The sequence below is a fragment of the Streptomyces sp. 7N604 genome (assembly GCF_052245475.1).
Lineage (GTDB): Bacteria > Actinomycetota > Actinomycetes > Streptomycetales > Streptomycetaceae > Streptomyces.
Window position 1 is genome coordinate 205,922 of sequence record NZ_JBQQBX010000003.1, and the last position, 16,814, is coordinate 222,735.

The 16,814-nt window shown below is 71.4% G+C and carries 16 protein-coding genes; 6 read left to right on the plus strand and 10 right to left on the minus strand.

The window, feature by feature from the left end:
- Positions 1-164 precede the first annotated feature (164 nt).
- On the minus strand, positions 165-950 hold the full coding sequence (locus tag ACTWP8_RS04800) for an acyltransferase (protein WP_443320886.1): 786 nt from the start codon (positions 948-950) through the stop codon (positions 165-167).
- 173 nt (positions 951-1,123) lie between these two features.
- Here ACTWP8_RS04800 and ACTWP8_RS04805 point away from each other — a divergent pair, with 173 nt between their 5' ends.
- Positions 1,124-1,654 carry a gamma carbonic anhydrase family protein gene (locus ACTWP8_RS04805; protein WP_443315281.1) on the plus strand — a complete coding sequence of 177 codons (531 nt, stop codon included), beginning with the start codon at positions 1,124-1,126 and terminating at the stop codon, positions 1,652-1,654.
- 131 nt (positions 1,655-1,785) lie between these two features.
- On the opposite strand, the gene ACTWP8_RS04810 is transcribed toward ACTWP8_RS04805, so the two are convergent.
- Together ACTWP8_RS04810 and ACTWP8_RS04815 are read right to left on the minus strand one after the other, a co-directional pair.
- A complete protein-coding gene (locus ACTWP8_RS04810) occupies positions 1,786-2,478 on the minus strand; it encodes a DedA family protein (protein WP_443320887.1) in 693 nt (230 codons plus the stop codon).
- A gap of 221 nt (positions 2,479-2,699) precedes the next feature.
- A complete protein-coding gene (locus ACTWP8_RS04815) occupies positions 2,700-3,152 on the minus strand; it encodes a DUF4442 domain-containing protein (RefSeq protein WP_443320888.1) in 453 nt (150 codons plus the stop codon).
- Positions 3,153-3,234: 82 nt separating this feature from the next.
- Here ACTWP8_RS04815 and ACTWP8_RS04820 point away from each other — a divergent pair, with 82 nt between their 5' ends.
- Positions 3,235-4,263 (plus strand): hypothetical protein, encoded by a 1,029-nt coding sequence (locus ACTWP8_RS04820; RefSeq protein ID WP_443320889.1) that lies wholly within the window; start codon positions 3,235-3,237, stop codon positions 4,261-4,263.
- Positions 4,264-4,413: 150 nt separating this feature from the next.
- Here the strand turns inward: ACTWP8_RS04820 and ACTWP8_RS04825 are convergent, their stop codons facing one another.
- The 5 genes from ACTWP8_RS04825 to ACTWP8_RS04845 form a co-directional block, all read right to left on the minus strand.
- The gene (locus ACTWP8_RS04825) at positions 4,414-5,277 is read right to left on the minus strand and encodes a spermidine synthase (RefSeq protein WP_443320890.1); all 864 of its coding nucleotides are present in this window, start codon (positions 5,275-5,277) and stop codon (positions 4,414-4,416) included.
- An 88-nt stretch (positions 5,278-5,365) separates the two neighbouring features.
- Positions 5,366-6,208, minus strand: a complete 843-nt coding sequence (locus ACTWP8_RS04830; protein WP_443320891.1) for a patatin-like phospholipase family protein — start codon at positions 6,206-6,208, stop codon at positions 5,366-5,368.
- A gap of 323 nt (positions 6,209-6,531) precedes the next feature.
- Positions 6,532-7,707, minus strand: coding sequence for an elongation factor Tu (gene tuf, locus ACTWP8_RS04835; RefSeq protein ID WP_443320892.1), 1,176 nt, complete (start codon positions 7,705-7,707; stop codon positions 6,532-6,534).
- A 91-nt stretch (positions 7,708-7,798) separates the two neighbouring features.
- On the minus strand, positions 7,799-8,002 hold the full coding sequence (locus tag ACTWP8_RS04840; RefSeq protein ID WP_443320893.1) for a hypothetical protein: 204 nt from the start codon (positions 8,000-8,002) through the stop codon (positions 7,799-7,801).
- 89 nt (positions 8,003-8,091) lie between these two features.
- Positions 8,092-8,922 (minus strand): DNA alkylation repair protein, encoded by an 831-nt coding sequence (locus ACTWP8_RS04845; RefSeq protein ID WP_443320894.1) that lies wholly within the window; start codon positions 8,920-8,922, stop codon positions 8,092-8,094.
- A 48-nt stretch (positions 8,923-8,970) separates the two neighbouring features.
- On the opposite strand from ACTWP8_RS04845, the gene ACTWP8_RS04850 reads away from it, so the two are divergent.
- Positions 8,971-9,708, plus strand: a complete 738-nt coding sequence (locus ACTWP8_RS04850; RefSeq protein ID WP_443320895.1) for a TVP38/TMEM64 family protein — start codon at positions 8,971-8,973, stop codon at positions 9,706-9,708.
- On the opposite strand, the gene ACTWP8_RS04855 is transcribed toward ACTWP8_RS04850, so the two are convergent.
- The gene (locus ACTWP8_RS04855) at positions 9,702-11,390 is read right to left on the minus strand and encodes a sugar transferase (protein ID WP_443320896.1); all 1,689 of its coding nucleotides are present in this window, start codon (positions 11,388-11,390) and stop codon (positions 9,702-9,704) included. The genes ACTWP8_RS04850 and ACTWP8_RS04855 overlap by 7 nt on opposite strands.
- Entirely contained in the window at positions 11,387-11,905 is a 519-nt protein-coding gene (locus ACTWP8_RS04860; RefSeq protein WP_443320897.1) for a hypothetical protein, read from the minus strand. The genes ACTWP8_RS04855 and ACTWP8_RS04860 overlap by 4 nt, the downstream gene beginning before the upstream one ends.
- Positions 11,906-12,301: 396 nt before the next feature.
- On the opposite strand from ACTWP8_RS04860, the gene ACTWP8_RS04865 reads away from it, so the two are divergent.
- The 3 genes from ACTWP8_RS04865 to ACTWP8_RS04875 are packed head-to-tail and all read left to right on the plus strand — an operon-like array spanning position 12,302 to position 16,814.
- Positions 12,302-13,774, plus strand: coding sequence for an esterase/lipase family protein (locus ACTWP8_RS04865; RefSeq protein ID WP_443320898.1), 1,473 nt, complete (start codon positions 12,302-12,304; stop codon positions 13,772-13,774).
- A complete protein-coding gene (locus ACTWP8_RS04870) occupies positions 13,771-15,864 on the plus strand; it encodes a vWA-MoxR associated conflict system protein (protein ID WP_443320899.1) in 2,094 nt (697 codons plus the stop codon). The genes ACTWP8_RS04865 and ACTWP8_RS04870 overlap by 4 nt, the downstream gene beginning before the upstream one ends.
- Entirely contained in the window at positions 15,861-16,814 is a 954-nt protein-coding gene (locus ACTWP8_RS04875; protein ID WP_443320900.1) for an AAA family ATPase, read from the plus strand. Before ACTWP8_RS04870 ends, ACTWP8_RS04875 begins: the two co-directional genes overlap by 4 nt.

Below are 16,814 nucleotides of genomic sequence, written 5' to 3' on the forward strand. Positions count from 1 at the left end.
TACGGCCCGAGCTTGCCGCATACGGCCTGAGAGCCTTCGGTCAGAGTCTGCGCGCCGCGTACAGCGCCAGCGCGATGCCCTGGATCACCACCGCGATCGCCAGCAGGATGCGCAGATTCCGGTTGCTCATCGTCCGAACCTCCTCGCGGCCGTCCCCCGCAGCCTCAGCGGTCGGCCGACAGGTCCAGTGTGCCGGGGGCGGCGCCCCGCCCGTTCAGTTCGTCCAGCTCGGCCAGCGCGAGCAGTTGCTCCGGGGTGACGCCCTCGGGGATCGGCACCGGGGGCGGCGTGCGCAGCGGCGGCTGCCAGCCCGAATCCGGGTCCCAGCGGCGGACGACACGGGCGGGCGCGCCCGCGACCACCGCGTGGTCGGGCACCTCGCCCCGTACCACCGCGCCGGCCGCGACGACCACGTTCCGGCCGAGGCGGGCGCCGGGAAGTATCACGGCCCCGGCGCCGAGCCAGCTGCCCGCGCCGATCTCAACGGGTGCGGTGCGCGGCCACTGCCGGCCCACCGGCTGCTCCGGGTCGTCGTAACTGTGGTTGTCGCTCGTGACGTAGACGTACGGGCCACAGAACACGTCGTTTCCGAAGACCACGGGACGCGAGGCCACGACATGGCTGCCGCGGCCGAGGACGACGCCGTCGCCCAGCCGCAGGACCGGCTCGGGACCCAGATCGAGACCGGGCATCATCCCGGCGGTCAGGGTGACCTGTTCGCCGATGATGCAGTGATCGCCGAGGTGGATCCACGGCTCGCCGAAGAGCGTCCCCTGCGGGAAGGCGATCCGGGTGCCGCGGCCTATCCGTCCGAAGCGGTGCCGTCCTGGACGCTCGGCGGTCACCGCGCCGGCGTTCTGCATCCAGCGCCAGCACCGGTGCACCGCGCGCGTGACGGCCCGGCGGCGCCAGTCCGCGAGCGATGAGAACGTGTTCCGGTTTCTCGGCACCCGCTCACGGTACTCAGCCGTCGGCCGGGCGGCGTACGCCCCGTGCTGTGATCTTCACCCCACCCGCCCGTAAGCCTCCCCGGCCCTTCCCTTACCGTGCCGGTAGAGCGTGCCACCAGGGACGACCGGACGTGCCACCGGGGGACGACCGGAGACGAGAGCGAGCGGACGAGATGGCGGAGCGGGCGTTGATCGCAGGGGTGTACGGCAAGGAGCCGAAGATCGATCCGGAGGCGTTCACCGCGCCGACGTCCGTCGTGCTCGGCGAGGTCTCGCTCGGCGCGGGGGCGAGCGTCTGGTACCAGACGGTGCTGCGCGGCGACGGCGGCCCGATTGCCATCGGCGCCGACAGCAACATCCAGGACAACTCCACCGTGCACGCCGACCCGGGCTTCCCGGTGTCCGTCGGCGAGCGCGTGTCCGTCGGCCACAACGCGGTGCTCCACGGCTGCACGGTCGAGGACGACGTGCTGGTGGGCATGGGAGCCACGGTGCTCAACGGGGCACGGATCGGCACGGGTTCGCTGGTCGCCGCCCAGGCGCTCGTACCGCAGGGCATGCAGATCCCGCCCGGCTCGCTGGTCGCCGGAGTGCCCGCCAAGGTCAAGCGCCAGCTGACCGAGGAGGAGCTCGAAGGCGTCAGGTTCAACGCTGCGGTGTACGTGGACCTGGCGCGGGAGCACCGGGAGGCGCTGGGAGGCTGACGGCAGGCGGGGAGCGAAAAAAGCGACCACCCGGTGACCGGGAAGCCCCGGCCCGGGGCCTGGCGAGCGCCGCCGCAGCGGTCGGGCCATGCGAGCGCCGCCGCAGCGGTCGGCGGCCTCGGCCGGCGGCCTCAGTCGGCCGCCGGTGCGGGCTGCCGCTCGGCCGCCTCGCCGGTCGCCCCCGCCGCAGCCTGCTCCGCCTGCTTCTCCTGCTGCTCCCTTGCGGCCTTCTTGGCCCTGCTCTTCAGCACCAGGAACGAGGTGAGCCCGATCAGCAGCGCGGCGACCAGGCCGAGCCACGAGAACCGCTTCAGCCACGCCTCGGCGACCACGCCGACGTAGTAGATGACCGCGGTCGTGCCGCCCGCCCATACGATGCCGCCGAGGACGTTGGCGATGAGGAACTTCCAGTACGGCATGCGCAGCACGCCCGCGAGCGGCCCGGCGAAGATCCGCAGCAGAGCCACGAAGCGGCCGAAGAAGACCGCCCACATCCCCCACCTCTCGAAGGACCGCTCGGCGGACGCGATGTGATGAGGCCCGAAGTGCTTGGGGAACTTCCCGCCGAGCCAGGTCAGAAGGGGCTTGCCGCCCTTGCGGCCGATGGCGTAGCCGATGGAGTCACCGACGATGGCGCCGGTGGTGGCGCAGGCGCCCAGGATCACGGGGTCGATCTCGCCGTGCTGGGACGCCAGCAGCGCCGAACTGACGAGGATGATCTCTCCGGGCAGCGGGATGCCGAGGCTCTCCAGGCCGATGACGATCCCGACGAGCAGATAAATGCTGACCGCGGGCACGGTCTCGAGCCATTCCTGGACGTGCAAGCCGGTTCCTCCCGTGATCTGTACAGGGCTGCCCGGCGCGCGCGCCGTTTGGGCGGACGCCGGGCAGCCTACTTGATTCCGGGAAAACTCCGGTCAACTCCGGTCAGCCGTTCCCCGCGTTCTCGTCGGCCGTTCCCCGCGTTCTCGTCGGCCGTTTCCCGCGTTCCCGACAGCTGTTCCGTCAGCCGTTGCCGTCAGCCCCTGCCGCCAGCCGTCAGCTGTCAGCCGTTGGGGCGCAGTGTCCACACAATCGACATCTCCCCGGTCACGGCCCCGTCCTCGCGTGTGATCTCGATCTCGACCGGGAACTCGGGGCGCTGCCCCGCGTCGAGCTCCGCGACGACGTCGGCGGCCGGGCGGCCGAGCCTGGCGGTGGCGGTGACCGGCCCCATCGCGAGCTTCTTGTAACCGATCTCGGCCCGTACGGCGAGGGGGACGGCCCGCGAGAGCTGGTCGCCGAAGGCGGCGAGCACGATGGCGCCGCTGGCGGACTCGGCGAGCGTGAACATCGCGCCGGCGTGCGGCCCGCCCACGTGGTTGTGGAAGTCAGGCTGGTCGGGCAGCCGTACGACGGCGCGCTCCGCGGTGGTCTCGGCGAACTCGAGGTTGAGGGTGCGGGCCATCGGCACGGTGGCCGTGAGCATCTCGCCGATCGACGGCAGGGTCTCGGACATGCGGCCACGTTACCAGCGAGTAGCAAAGCTGGGGAGGGGCGGCCGTGGCAGGCATGCACATGCCCCTCTATCGTTACGGGCCATGTGGCCAGGACAGCAGCCGCCCGGGGGCGAGCAGAACCCGCAGGACCCGAACGCGAATCCGTACCAGCAGCCGGGGTATCACCAGCCGAACCCCTATCAGCAGCCGGGGTACCAGCAGCCGAATCCGTACCAGCAGCAGGCCCCGCAGTGGAACCCGGGCATGCCGCCCGGCGCCCCGCAGCCGCCGCAGGACAACCGCAACAAGAAGGTCGCGACGATCGCGATCGTCACGGCCGTCGCCGTCGTGGCCGCAGCTGTCATCACGGGGGTCTTCGTCCTGGGCGGCGACGACGAGAAGACCGACGAGGCGAAGCAGGACCGGAAGACCCGGGTTTCGCCCTCGCCCGGGAACTCGCCGGAGGGCGGCGGCTCCCCGTCCGGCGAAGGTGAGCTGGACAACCCGCGCGGCGGTGGTGGTTCGGACGTCAAGCCGGTCATCCCGGGCTGGAAGGTCGTGGTCAACGCCAAGCGGCAGAACGCCTTCGACGTGCCGCCGGACTGGTCGGTGGAGTCGCAGGGCACCTCCATCGGGTTCGAGGACTCCAAGGACAAGTCGGACATACCGCGGGCCCTCATCGTCATGTCCGCACCCGCCTTCGCCAAGGAGAAGTGGTGCACCGTCAAGACGGAGAGCGGTTACGACTCGACCACCGCCCTCGGGGCTGCCGGGACCAAGGGCGCCCAGGGCGCCAAGAGCACCGCAAGCGCCGCCCAGGACGCGGCCGAGATGTGGGTCTACGCGGGCTACGACCAGAACGAGACGGGCACCCGCAAGGTCACCGAGGCCAAGCCGTTCGCGAGCAAGCACGGCCTCACCGGCTTCTCCTCCTCCGCCACCGTCACCGGCGTGAAGAAGACGGACAAGTGCTCGTCCGACGGCAAGTCCTTCACGGTGGCGTACAAGGCGGAGAGCGGCGACCTCGCGATCTGGTCGCTCTACGCGGCGAAGGGCGTCGCGGACGAGATCCCCGACGCGACCATCCAGAAGATCATGAGCTCACTGCGCCCGCTCGAATCGGCCTCTTGACCGCTGCCTGTCCTGCTCCCGGCGCGCGCGTCGGTCGCACTGCGGCTGACCTGGGCTCGGCTCCCCCGGCGCCAAACCGCTTGCTTCCTGCGGCCTGTTCACGGTGCGGCCGACCGGTGAGGCGAGGTTCTTCGCCTGCCGGGTGCCGTATCAGCCGATGCTGAAGGCGCCGTCGGGCGGTTCCGGTGACGGTACGGCGTCGGCGTCGTGGACCGGCCAGGCCCCGGCGTACAGCCGCTCCAGTGCGGCCCCGTGCTCCACGCGCGCGGGGAAGGCGTCGGCGGCCGTCCGGCGGGCCAGGTCGTCGACCGGGAGCTCGGCGTCCGAGGCAACGAGGACCGTGTTGCCGAAGCGGCGGCCGCGCAGTACGGCGGGCTCGGCGATCAGGGCGAGGTGGCCGAAGGTCTCAGCGAACGTGGCGAGTTGGGAGCGGAGGAAGGCGAACGGCGCGGCGTCGGCGAGGTTCGCCGCGTAGACGCCGCCGGGTCGCAGGGCGCGGGCGGCGGCCCTGGCGTACTCAACGGACGTGAGGTGCGCGGGCACGCGCGCGCCGCCGAAGACGTCGGCGACCAGGATGTCGGCCTCGTGCTCCGGTGCGTTCTCCAGCCACGCGCGGGCGTCCTCCCCGTGCAGCGTGATCCCGGCTCCTGCTCCGGCTCCGGTTCGCTGCGACAGCGGCAGTTGCTCGACGACGAGGTCGAGCAGGCCCCGGTCGGCCTCGATCACCGTCTGCCGCGACCCGGGGCGGACTGCGGCCACGTAGCGGGGCAGGGTGAGCGCGCCGCCGCCGAGGTGCAGTACGTCGAGGGGGCGGCCCGGATGGGCAACCGTGTCGAGGACGTGGCCGAGCCGTCGCGCGTACTCGAACTCCAGGTGCGCCGGGTCGTCCAGATCGACGTACGACTGGGGCGCCCCGTTCACGGTGAGCAGCCAGGCCCGCGGCCGGTCGACGTCGGGCAGCAGCTTGGCGGTCCCGGAGTCCACGGCTCGGGTGACGGGAATCGGCTCGTCCACGGACCCATTGTCGCCGGGGTGAGGCGGGGCCGGACCAGGCGGGACCGGACCAGGCGGGGCGGGCAGGACAGGGCAGGCAGGGCGGCGGTCAGTCGGCCCAGACCGCCGTCACCGCCTCGGCCTGTGCGGCCGCCTGGGCGCGGCCGGCCCGCGCTGCGGGGGCCCGGCGCGCGGGATCGAGCGGATTACGCCCGAAGGCGGCGCGGGCCGCCCGGTCCGGGGTGAGCAGTACGACCCGGGCGCCGCCGGCGGTGAGCTTCGCGGCCTGCGCGCGGACGGTCGGGACGGGACCGCCGCCCTGGGAAAGCGGAGCGAGGATCACCACGCGCCCGTACTCGGCGGCGAGGTCGGCGTTGGCGGACGACCGGATGCCACCGTCGATCCAGCGCCGGCCGTCGATGGTGACCGGCGGCCAGACGCCCGGGACAGCGCAACTCGCGGCCACCGCGTCGACGATCCCCACGCCACTCGAGCTGTCGAAGGCCGCGAACTCACCCGTGACCGCGTCCACAGCGGTGATCACCAGCCGCCGGTCCGGCCAGCTGTGCGAGACGAGCCGCTGCGCGATGACGGCCCGCCGCTCGGCCTCAGGGGGTGTACGCGCTGCGAGGGCAAGCCTGCCGATACGGGCACCGAGAGCGGCGCCGTCGCGGGACCGGAGGACGCCGAAGGCGTAGCGGGCGATCAGCGCGGGGCTCATCCGGGCCGCGATCTCCCCTGCGGGGTCGGCCAGTTGGCGCTCGTACAGCTCGTCGAGCGTGAGCAGACCGGAGGTGAGCTGAGCACCGACGACGGAACCGGCGGAGGTCCCGATCACCGCGCCCGCCGTGCTCAAGTCCACTCCTGACTCGGCGAGTCCGGCGAGCATGCCGATCTCCCAGCCGATGCCGGTGATGCCACCGCCGCCGAGCACCAGCGCCGTATCCGCCACGTGTCGCTCCCTCCGCCGCCGCGCTTCCGGGCAGTCTGGCACCCCTGCCCGAAGACCGACAGCCCACACGGGCTGCCGCCCCGGCCTCCCCCGGGCGCTGGCCGCCCGACACTGCCGCACGGCTTCTCCGCGGCCGCGGCCCGGGCGCTTCGCGCCCGGTGTTTTCCCATCCACCCGCCCTCTTGAGGGCGGGTGGATGGGAAATCGCCGAGGGCCGGCCGGTGGGGCAGGGGCCGCCCTGCGGGTCGGCGCCGCGCCGCCGGGCCCACGGGATCGTGCAGGCGCCGCCCCCCTGGCGCTGCGCTGCCCCCGGCGGCCGCGGGTTACGCGTCCGCGAGAGCGGTCACCGTGCCCGCGCCCACCGTGCGGCCGCCCTCGCGGATGGCGAAGCCGAGGCCGGGCTCGAGCGGAACCTCGCGGCCCAGCTCGACCGTCATCGTGACGGTGTCGCCGGGCCGGGCGACCGCCGCGTCACCGAGGTCGACGTCCCCGACCACATCCGCCGTACGGATGTAGAACTGCGGCCGGTAGCCCGTGGCGACCGGAGTGGTCCGGCCGCCCTCGGCCGCCGACAGCACGTACACCTCAGCCGTGAAGCGCCGCCGCGGGAGCACGCTGCCCGGCGCCGCCACCACGTGCCCGCGCCGCACCGCGTCCCGCTGCACGCCGCGCAGCAGCAGCGCGACGCTGTCGCCCGCCTCCGCGGACTCCATCGGCTTGCCGAAGGTCTCGAGACCGGTGACGACGGTCTCGATGCCCGCCCCGAGCACCTCGACCCGGTCCCCGACCCGCACCTGGCCGCGCTCCACCGCGCCCGTGACGACCGTCCCGCGCCCGGTGATGGTGAGGACGTTCTCCACCGGCAGAAGGAACGGCGCGTCGGTGTAGCGCACCGGCGTCGGTACGTACGTGTCGACGGCGTCGAGCAGCGCCTCGATGGCTCCGGTCCAGCGCGGGTCGCCGTCCAGCGCACGCAGCCCGGAGACCCGTACGACCGGCGCCCGGTCCCCGTCGTAGCCGTGCGCGGACAGCAGCTCGCGCACCTCGAGCTCGACCAGGTCGGTCAGCTCGGAGTCGCCCGCGTCGGCCTTGTTGAGGGCGACGACGATGTGCTCGACGCCGACCTGCCGGGCGAGCAGCACATGCTCGGCGGTCTGCGGCATGACGCCGTCGAGCGCGGAGACGACGAGGATTGCGCCGTCGAGCTGGGCCGCGCCGGTGACCATGTTCTTGACGTAGTCGGCGTGGCCCGGCATGTCGACGTGCGCGTAGTGCCGCGTGTCGGTCTCGTACTCGACGTGCGCGATGTTGATGGTGATGCCGCGCGCCGCCTCCTCGGGCGCCCGGTCGATCCGGTCGAACGGCACGAACGTGCCCGAGCCGCGCGAGCTGAGCACCTTCGTGATGGCGGCGGTCAACGTTGTCTTGCCGTGGTCGACATGGCCCATGGTGCCGATGTTGAGGTGCGGCTTGGTCCGCACGTATGCCTGCTTGGACATGGTTGCTTCCTCGGAAGTGAGCAGCGTCAGCGGGACCCCTGGGCCTGACCGACCCTCCCCCTGCGGGGTCCGCCGGACGATCCGGGAAGGGTCAGCTTCGGGCGCCGCCGAAGGGTGCCGGGGCAGCCGCGGCGACTGCGTCGGTGGCAGCGGCGGCGGCGGCAATAGCGGCGGCAGCAGCGCCTGCGGCGACCACTGCGGCAACGGCGGTCAGGGCGATGGCCGAGGGATCGAAGGCAGCCTTCGGCGCGTCCGCGACTGCGGACGGAAGCGCGAGGAAGGCGTGCCGGAACATGCCGCCAATGATCGCGGCCCGGTCGGCCGCGCGTCCAACGATTTTGCGCGAGGCGCCAGTTCAGAACGCTGTCCGCAACCCTCCGCCGGTCAGAGGTTCTTCAGCGCCTCGCGGACCGAGAGCGGCGCCAGCCGGTCCCGTGCGGATTCGACGAAGGAGCGGACCGCGTGGGGATCGGTCTTCGCGTACTCGCGCAGCGCCCAGCCGATGGCCTTGCGGATGAAGAAGCCGGGATGGCGGGACTGGCGCAGGCAGTATGCGAAGAGCCGGTCCGCGTCCGTGTCGCCCTTGAACCGCAACTGGTGCAGCAGGGCGGTGCGGGCGATCCACATGTCGTCGTCCGCGATCCATTCGTCCATCGCCGCCACGAGCCGGCGGTCGGCGGCGACCAGCGGGCCGACGACGTGCGCGGCGAGCAGGTCCACCGTGTCCCACCAGGACTTGGTGGCGACGAGATGGCGGGCGACCGGCAGGAATCCGGACGAGCAGCGGCCCGCGTACCGGCGCAGGTAGTCGACCGCGAAGTACTGGTACTCGCGCTCGGGCAGCTGCCAGCAGCGCAGCGCGATGGCCGTGCAGTCCGCCTCGCCGGGGCGCGCGGTGCCGGCGAGGACCGTACGGGACAGGGCGCGGCGTTCGGTGGTGGGGATCCCGAGGAAGGGGGCGATGCCTTTCATGTACGCGGCGGCACCCTCGGCCCGTACGGGATCGGCGGCGGACGGGTAGACGGCGGTCAGCCGCTCGATCACGGTGTCCGCGAGCTCACTCTCCGGCCCGCCCGTGGTCGGTCCCGGCCCCGGAATGACGGGTCCCGGCCCCGGAATGACGGGTCCCGGACCCGGAATGACGGGTCCCGGACCCGGAGTGACGGGTTCCGGGCCCGGCGCGACGGGTTCCGGGCCCGGTGTGATGGGTCGCATGGGCCCAACATACGGCGATCGGACACCGGCGTCGGTTAGTCTCCCCCGATGCCCGTCCCTGCCCCTGCCCCTGCCCCTGCCCCTGCCGCGCAGCGCCCGCAGGCCCTGACATATGCCAGGGCGCTGCTGTCCCCATGGGCCCGGTTCGCCCTGCTCGTCGTGCTGCTCGCCGCGGCCGCGACGGCCGTCGTGCTGTTCGAGCCGCAGCAGCTGCTGGCGGAGGGCTGGCCGCCCCGGGTCTCGGGCGGCGCGGCCGTGGTGCTGTTCGCCGTCGCGTACGGGGTGGGCACGGCCGCGCTCGTGCCGCGGCCGATTCTGAACCTCGCGGCCGGTGCGCTGTTCGGCGCGCAGTTCGGGCTCGCGGCCGCCGTCGCGGGCACGGTGCTCGGCGCGGGCATCTCGTTCGGCCTCGGGCGGGTGCTCGGCCAGGACGCGCTGCGGCCGCTGCTGCGCGCCCGCTGGCTGACGGCGGCGGACCGGCAGCTCAGCAGGCACGGCTTCCGCTCGATGCTGGCGCTTCGGCTCTTCCCCGGCGTGCCGTTCGCCGCGGCCAACTACTGCGCCGCCGTCTCGCGCATGGGCTGGCTGCCGTTTCTGCTCGCCACGGGCTTGGGGTGCGTGCCGAACACGGCCGCGTACGCCATCGCGGGCAGCAGGGCCACGGCCCCGGCCTCGCCCGCGTTCCTGATCGCCATCGGTTTCATCGCCGTGACGGGGATCGCGGGTCTTACGGTCGCCTGGCGCAAGCGGGGCCGGCTGCGCCGGGGCTGGTCCCAGGGTCAGTAGGCGCCACGGCCGTCGATGACGGCGCGGAATGTGCGCGCCATGATGGCGATGTCCCCGATGAGGGACCAGTTCTCCACGTACCGCAGGTCGAGCCGTACGGTCTCGTCCCACGACAGGTCCCACCGCCCGCTGATCTGCCAGATGCCGGTGAGTCCTGGGCGCACCGCCAGTCGGCGCCGCTCCGTCTCGTCGTACAGCGCCACTTCGTCGGGCAGCGGAGGGCGCGGACCGACCAGGGACATCTGACCGCGCAGCACATTGATCAGGAGCGGCAGTTCGTCCAGCGAGTACCGGCGCAGGAAACGGCCGACCCGGGTGACCCGGGGGTCCCGGCGCATCTTGAACAGTGGGCCGTCGTGCTCGTTCTCCGACAGCAGCGCCCGCTTGCGGGCCTCAGCGTCCGCCACCATGGTCCGAAACTTCCACGTGTGGAAGGCCTGCCCCTGAAGGCCGACCCGCATCTGCCGGTGGAAAACCGGCCCGGGCGAGTCGAACCGCACGGCCAGAGCGATCACACCCATGACGGGGGCCAGCAGCATCAGCAGCGTCGCCGCCCCGAACCGGTCCATCAGATACTTGGTCTGCAACTCGACGCCCCGCCGGATCGGCGGCGCGATGTGGAGCATCATCAGCCCACCGGCCTCGGAGGAGCGAACGCGGTGCTGTGCGACCTCGGCGAGCCCGGGCAGGACGGCCAGCGAAAGTCCCGAGTCGTGCACTCCCCAGATCAAGCGGCTCAAGCGCTCGCCGACCATGGCCCCGCCGGGGATGGCCACGATCAGGTCGGCTCGGTGGAAGCGGGCGGCACTGCGCACCTGCCCCGCGTCGGCCGTACCGGCCGGTGGGGCCTCGTCGAGCCGGGCGGCGATGGGCAGGCCGATCAGCGGTTCTCCCGCGCCGACCGCGCAGAGCCCGACGACGACGTATTCGTGATCGGTGTGGCGGGACAACAGGTTGATGACATGATCGGCGGTCACCGGTTCCCCGACGACGAGCACCCGGCGCACTCCCGAGGCCCGGCGCCGCCTGTCGGACAGGTGGCGGTGCAGGGACCTGCGCACCGTCGCGCTGAGCACCGGAGTCGGCGTCAGAGCGAGGAGTGCCACATAGGGATCCGTGGTGGCGTCGGTGATGGCGTGCAGGATGGCGAGCACTCCGAGCAGGGTCGCCCAGTCGTAGAACACCGGCCGCGGCGAGCTGATTTCGCCGAGTGCGTACCGGGCGTAGCGCCCGCGGACGGCGCAGACCAGTATCCACGCCGCTGCCGCGATCAGGGCGCACAGCGCCGCGGCCCGCTGGTCCGCGGCGTGCAGGAGCAGGAGGGTGGGCAATCCGGCGGCGAGGATGTCCACGCCGATGGCGGTGAGTAAGTACCAGCGCGGCCTTCGGGGAGTGCTGCGCCGCGGCGCCCGTCGCGGTGGCTCTTCGGGGTCGGCGGGTGGCTCGCCCTCGGGCTGTGCCTCGCGTGTCCGCGCGCCCACGCCCACGAGCGCTGGCACGACAGCTGGTACCGGGCTCTCCTGGCCGCCGGCCCGGCGTTTGATCTCGGCGAGCGCCGCGCTGCGGCGCTCGCCTCCGGGGTCGGCAAGGCGGGCTTGCAGCGACGCGCCGGACCGGGCGAGGCGGGCGGCGACGAAGGGATCGGGCCGCTGCTCGTAGACCTTCCTGCGGAACGGCTTCACGACTGATCCCCCTTGAAGTCGTCCGGCTCATCGAGCTGTTTGAGCCTGCGCTTGAGCGTGGCCTCGGCTCGGGCGATCTGTGAGCTGACCACCCTCGGTTTCATCCCCAGTTCGCGTTCGATCTTCCCCTGCGGCCAGTTCTCGCGCAGCCAGAGAACGGCGACAGCCCGTTGTCGCGCGGGGATCTCGTCGAGGACGTCGATGAGCGGGTCGCCGGATGCGCGCGCGGGGCGGGCGGGGCCTGTCGGCTGCACTGCTCTCGGCCACCAGGAGCGTCGCCTGCCGTAGGCCGCGATCACCGTCCGCGCGATCCTGGCCTTGATCCAGGTGTCCGGGTCGCCTATCGCGTCCCACTGGCTGTACGCCTGCGAGCAGACCTCCTTGACCAGCCACTCGGCGCGCGCCAGTTCGGCCGGAAGGTCGGCGGCCAGCATCAGCGCAGCCGTGACCGACAGGTCCTCGAAGTTGAAGTGGAAGTAGCTGTCGAAGTCCAGACTCGGTTCGATCGTGGTCATCCGAGCGCCTCTGCCGCCGGCGGGCAGGCCACAGGACGAGACCGCCCCTCTGCTGAGCGCGCCGAGGCCGGCCCGGCAATCGTCGAACGATGGATGAGCAACGGCGGGTCCTAGGTGCATGAGCGGTGAACTGACGCGCCGTAACCTCTGGACGGAGACTGGCACCCTTCGAGACAACCACACGCACACCGAAAATATGACTCGAACTCGGGGGCGTGCGGGAGCGATCGAGGGGGCGCGTTAAGTCAGGAACGCAGCAAGTGCGCGCCCCCTTCGCGATCAAGCACCCCAACTTTCTTCAATGCGGCACCATCTTTCTTCATTCCGGGCACCATCTCCCGCATGACCCGGCATCATGTCGGCAGCACAGGTGCGGCTCCGGGGGGAGGCCAGGCATTGACAGAGCGAATCCGATTCAACGACGTGATCGTGCTACTGCCCGGTATCGGGGGAAGCGTTTTACGCAAAGGGCAGACGCCCCTGTGGGAACCGTCCCTGAAGCTGGCGGGCGGGCTGCTGCGCAACCGCACCGAGCTGCTCGAGGCGCTGGCCGGCGACCGCGCCGACCTGGACGACGCCGAGCACGACAGCGGGGTGACCGCCGCTGGACTCATCGGCACACCGGTCACCATCCCCGGGCTCGCCAAGGTGAATCAGTACCGCGCGCTGCGCAGGATGATCCTCTCCGGTCTGGATGTCGTCCGGGGTGATCCCTCCGTGGACGGACCGCCCGCGAACTATTTCGAGTTCGCCTACGACTGGCGCCGCGACAACCGCGTCTCCGCCCTCCGTCTCAAGGAATTCATCGACCGTGAGCTTCCCAAGTGGCGCTCCGCACTCCCCTACGGCCGGCCGAAAGTCGTATTCGTGTGCCACAGCATGGGAGGACTCGTCGCCAAGTTCTACGCCGACGTCCTCGGCGGCTGGACGCACACCCGGTCCATCATCACCTTCGGCACCCCCTTTCGCGGGTCGGTCCAAGCGCTCGAATTCCTCTCCAACGGCTATCGGAAATGCGGCATCGAGATCGCTCCGATTTCAGAACTCCTGGCCGGCTACACCTCGGTCTACCAGTTGCTGCCCCGCCATCCCGTCGTCCTCGACCGCAGGTCAGGACCGGACCGGCCCACTGCTCCGCTGCGGGTCTCTGAACTGGAGGAGAAGTCGGCCGGCTCGTTGTCCGTGACCAGAGCGCGCTGCGCCTATACGGACTTCCACCAGGAAATGGGACCGGAGGCGGCCGAACGGACAGGCCCGGGGCAGGGGCACCTCATCCCCGTCGTGGGTTACGGGCACAGCACACTGCAAGCCGCGGTGCTGTCCGACAGCGGCGTCGCGACATCCGCAGAGCCCCTGGCCCTGGGCAGCGGCCGCCGATGGCTCGGAACAGGGGACGGCACCGTGCCGGCCCTGTCGGCCATCCCCGTCGAACTGAGCGAGGGACCGGTTCACTGGTGGGAGAACGGCACGCACTCCTCGTGCCATACCGGCGAGCGAGCGCTGGCGCGCCTTCTGCGCACCCTGGGCCTGTACGGCACGGGCATCAGCGATCTCCAAGGACCTGACGGTGCGCCCGCCCTGACCGAACCGGGGGACGCGCACCAGGACAGACCGGTCATCGCGCTCGAAGTCGAAGACGTCCATCTCGGCGGCGAGCCCGTCACGCTCCGGTGCGCTGTGCGGGAATCCCCGGCCGAAGACCCGACGCCCTGCATGGAACTCACCGGCCCCGGGCGGCCCGAGCGGGTCACTCGAACCGACGAGGAGAACGGGGCCGCCTGGGTCGTCGAAGGACTGCCGGCCGGGACCTACGAGGCCACCGTCACCTACGGCAGCCGGACCGTCGCCGACGTCTTCGAGGTCTGGTGACTCCCACGGCCTCCCACAACCCCGACCGGGCGTGGGTCAACTGGAAACAGACCGAACCGCAGCGGCTCGCCCGCTATGTCGACCCGAACGCGATCGTGCACTGGTTCGGGGTCCCCGCGCCCAGGAACGGCACGGCGTTCGACGAGCGTCAGACGGACCGCCGCACCACCGTGCGCGCCTTGTACGACCACATGGCCGCGCTGAACATCGCCTACGAGACCGCGCGTCTGGACTTCGCGAACGGCCATGAGGCCGAGCAGGTCATCCGCCCACCGCACCGGGTACGCCAGGAGGGCGGCAACTGTCTGGAACTGGCGCTGGTGTTCGCCGGGCTCAGCGAACACCAGCGCCTCCGGCCGCTGGTCGTGCTCCTGGAAGGCCATGCCCTGCTCGCGCTCTGGCTGGAGGCGGACGTCGACCCTCTGGTCCGTACCGGGCGGCCTGCGCCGGGAGATCACACCATTCTCAGCGGCGGAAGGATCCGCGATGCCGGTGATCCCGCGGTCAAGGCGGCATTGCTGAGAATGGTCGAGACGGACTCCTTCATCCTGGTGGAATGCACCGGCTTCGCCTATTCGGAGACGCTGCACGGGGCCGCCGGGCGACTCACCTTCGACGAAGCCGTCCTGGCCGGGCACGAGCGGCTGCGCCACGGCAGCCTCATCGACCTCCTGGACATCGCCTACTTGCACGGCAACCGCCTCTACACGCCGTACGACCTGCCGGTCGCGTCGGGGCACCCCACCGCGGGCGCCCCGACCGCGCGGCTCGGCGACCGCGGCGCCAAGGCACTCTTCGATGCCTTGGCGCAGAGCGACGGCGCGCCGCCTCACGGGGACCGCTGGACCGAACCGGATCTGCGCCGACTCAGTCAGTGGCTGGGCTCGCATCAGGTCGGCCCGCCCGATGTCACGGACCATCTGCGGCAGTTGGTCGAGGACCTGTCGCTGGCCCTGCGCGCCGCCTCCTTCATCAGACAGTGGATACCGGCGGAGCGCCTCACCTCGGCAGCACTCCGCAAGGCGCTGCTGGCCACTCTGCCCGGCGCGCTGCGCGAGTCGCCGGTGGGCCTCGACGACCACCTGGACCTGATCGCGCTGCGCCATCCGGTGACGGACGACGGCTGCGGAAGGGCCGTCGTGGAGTTCACCCTGCGGCTGGCCATGAGTGCGGAACTGGATGTCTGCGACCCGGGGTTCGAAGCCTGGGCGGAGAGCGTGGCGGACATCGCGCACGTCAACGACCTACGTAACCGCCTCACGGCCCAGACGCGTACCTCCGATGTGCGGCTCGTCGTCGACCTGCACGCCGTACGCACGACGGCGCGGGCGGAGCGGCTCCGCGCCTGGCTGCTCGACGGTGACGAGGTACTGGCCCCGCCGTGGACGGCCGGTGAGGACCGGGCCGAGGGAAAGAGCCTCGAGGAGGCGATGGCGGACATTTATGAGGACGCCTTCGACATCGCTGAACAGCATGGGCTCCTCATCGGCCGGGTGGACGTCGCCGTACCCACCTCCCTGATGGTGCGTTACAAACCCGAGGAGTGCCGCATCGGGGACCGCCTCGGGGCGCACCACGATGTCGTCGTGCGGTGGAGCGACCATCTGCGCCCGCAACCTCCCGAGCGCCGACGCGCCCTGCGCATGTGCCGTCTCCGGCTGGCCAAGATGGAGCAGGACGGTTTGGACACGGCGATCGAATGGATACCCGACGCCGACGCCCGGGACCGTGCCACGCTGACCCGCCGCATCCACAGCGGTGACTACAAGGCCGTGGGCCTTCGCTCCCTGCCGTCGGCGGACCCCGAGGGGCTGCTGGACCTTCTGCTCCTGCACGTGCCCATCCTGATGTGGCCCGAGGAGTCGGTGGCCGACTGGGACGAGGTCGAGTGCGATGTACGCGACTGGTGGCCGGACCTGCCCGCCGCCTTTCTCCGTGCCTATCGCACGGCGTGGCGGGCCGACGCGTCGGAGAAGCTCCCGGCTCTGGCGAAGCTCCGGGCAGTGTGGCACGACCGGGAGTGGCAGAGGTTCTGTGATGTGTTGAAACGGCATCGAGCGGGCTTCGCTCCCTCAGGAGGACAACTGTGACGTGGGCCCCTTATTACCGCGGAGACGGTGAGAAGCGAGCCGTCGAACTCCCCCCGCCCCCGCCATGGCGCCGTCTGCCGTCCAGCTCAGCCGGCGGCGACGGAAGCGGCGAGGGCGGCGATGCCGAGGACACCTTCCGCTTCGACCCACCGGAGGGTCTGGTCGATGCCGTCAACGCCGCCCTGTACCTGCGGCGGCCGTTGCTGCTCACCGGACCGCCGGGCTCCGGGAAGTCCGCCGTCGCCGAGTCGGTGGCCCGCGAACTGGGCCTGGGTGAGGTGCTCCGCTGGCACATCACCTCCCGTAGCACGCTCCCCGACGCGCTCTACGGGTATGACGCGCTCGGCCGTCTGGACGCCACGCGCCACCACGAGGACGACGACATCGGCCGGTTCATCCGCCTCGGCCCCCTCGGAACGGCGCTGGCCTGGTCCGACGGGCCGCGGGTACTCCTCATCGACGAAATCGACAAGAGCGACTTCGATCTGCCCAGCGACCTCCTCAACATCCTGGAGCGCGGCGAGTTCGAGATTCCGGAGCTGGCGCGGCACGACAAGACCACGGTGAGCGTGCGCCGTTGGGACGCCACCGGTGCGGAGGACATCTCGTCGGGCCGGGTCATCTGCACGCACTTCCCGGTCATCGTCATGACGAGCAACGGAGAACGCAGCTTTCCGCCGCCGTTCCTGCGGCGTTGTGTCCGCTTCCAGGTCAAGGATCCGAGCGCCGAGCGGCTCGCCAGAATCGTCCGTGCCCATCTGGGCGACGAGGCCGTGGCGAGCGTCCAGCAACTGATCCAGGGCTTCGCCGAACGTCTCGAGGGACGGGCGACGCTGGCGACCGACCAGTTGCTCAACGCCGTGTACCTGGTGACCGGTGAGTTGCCTCCAGAGGGGCGCCAGCGCGAGGAACTGGAGGCTCTTCTCCTCCGCGACCTCTCCAGCACCTGA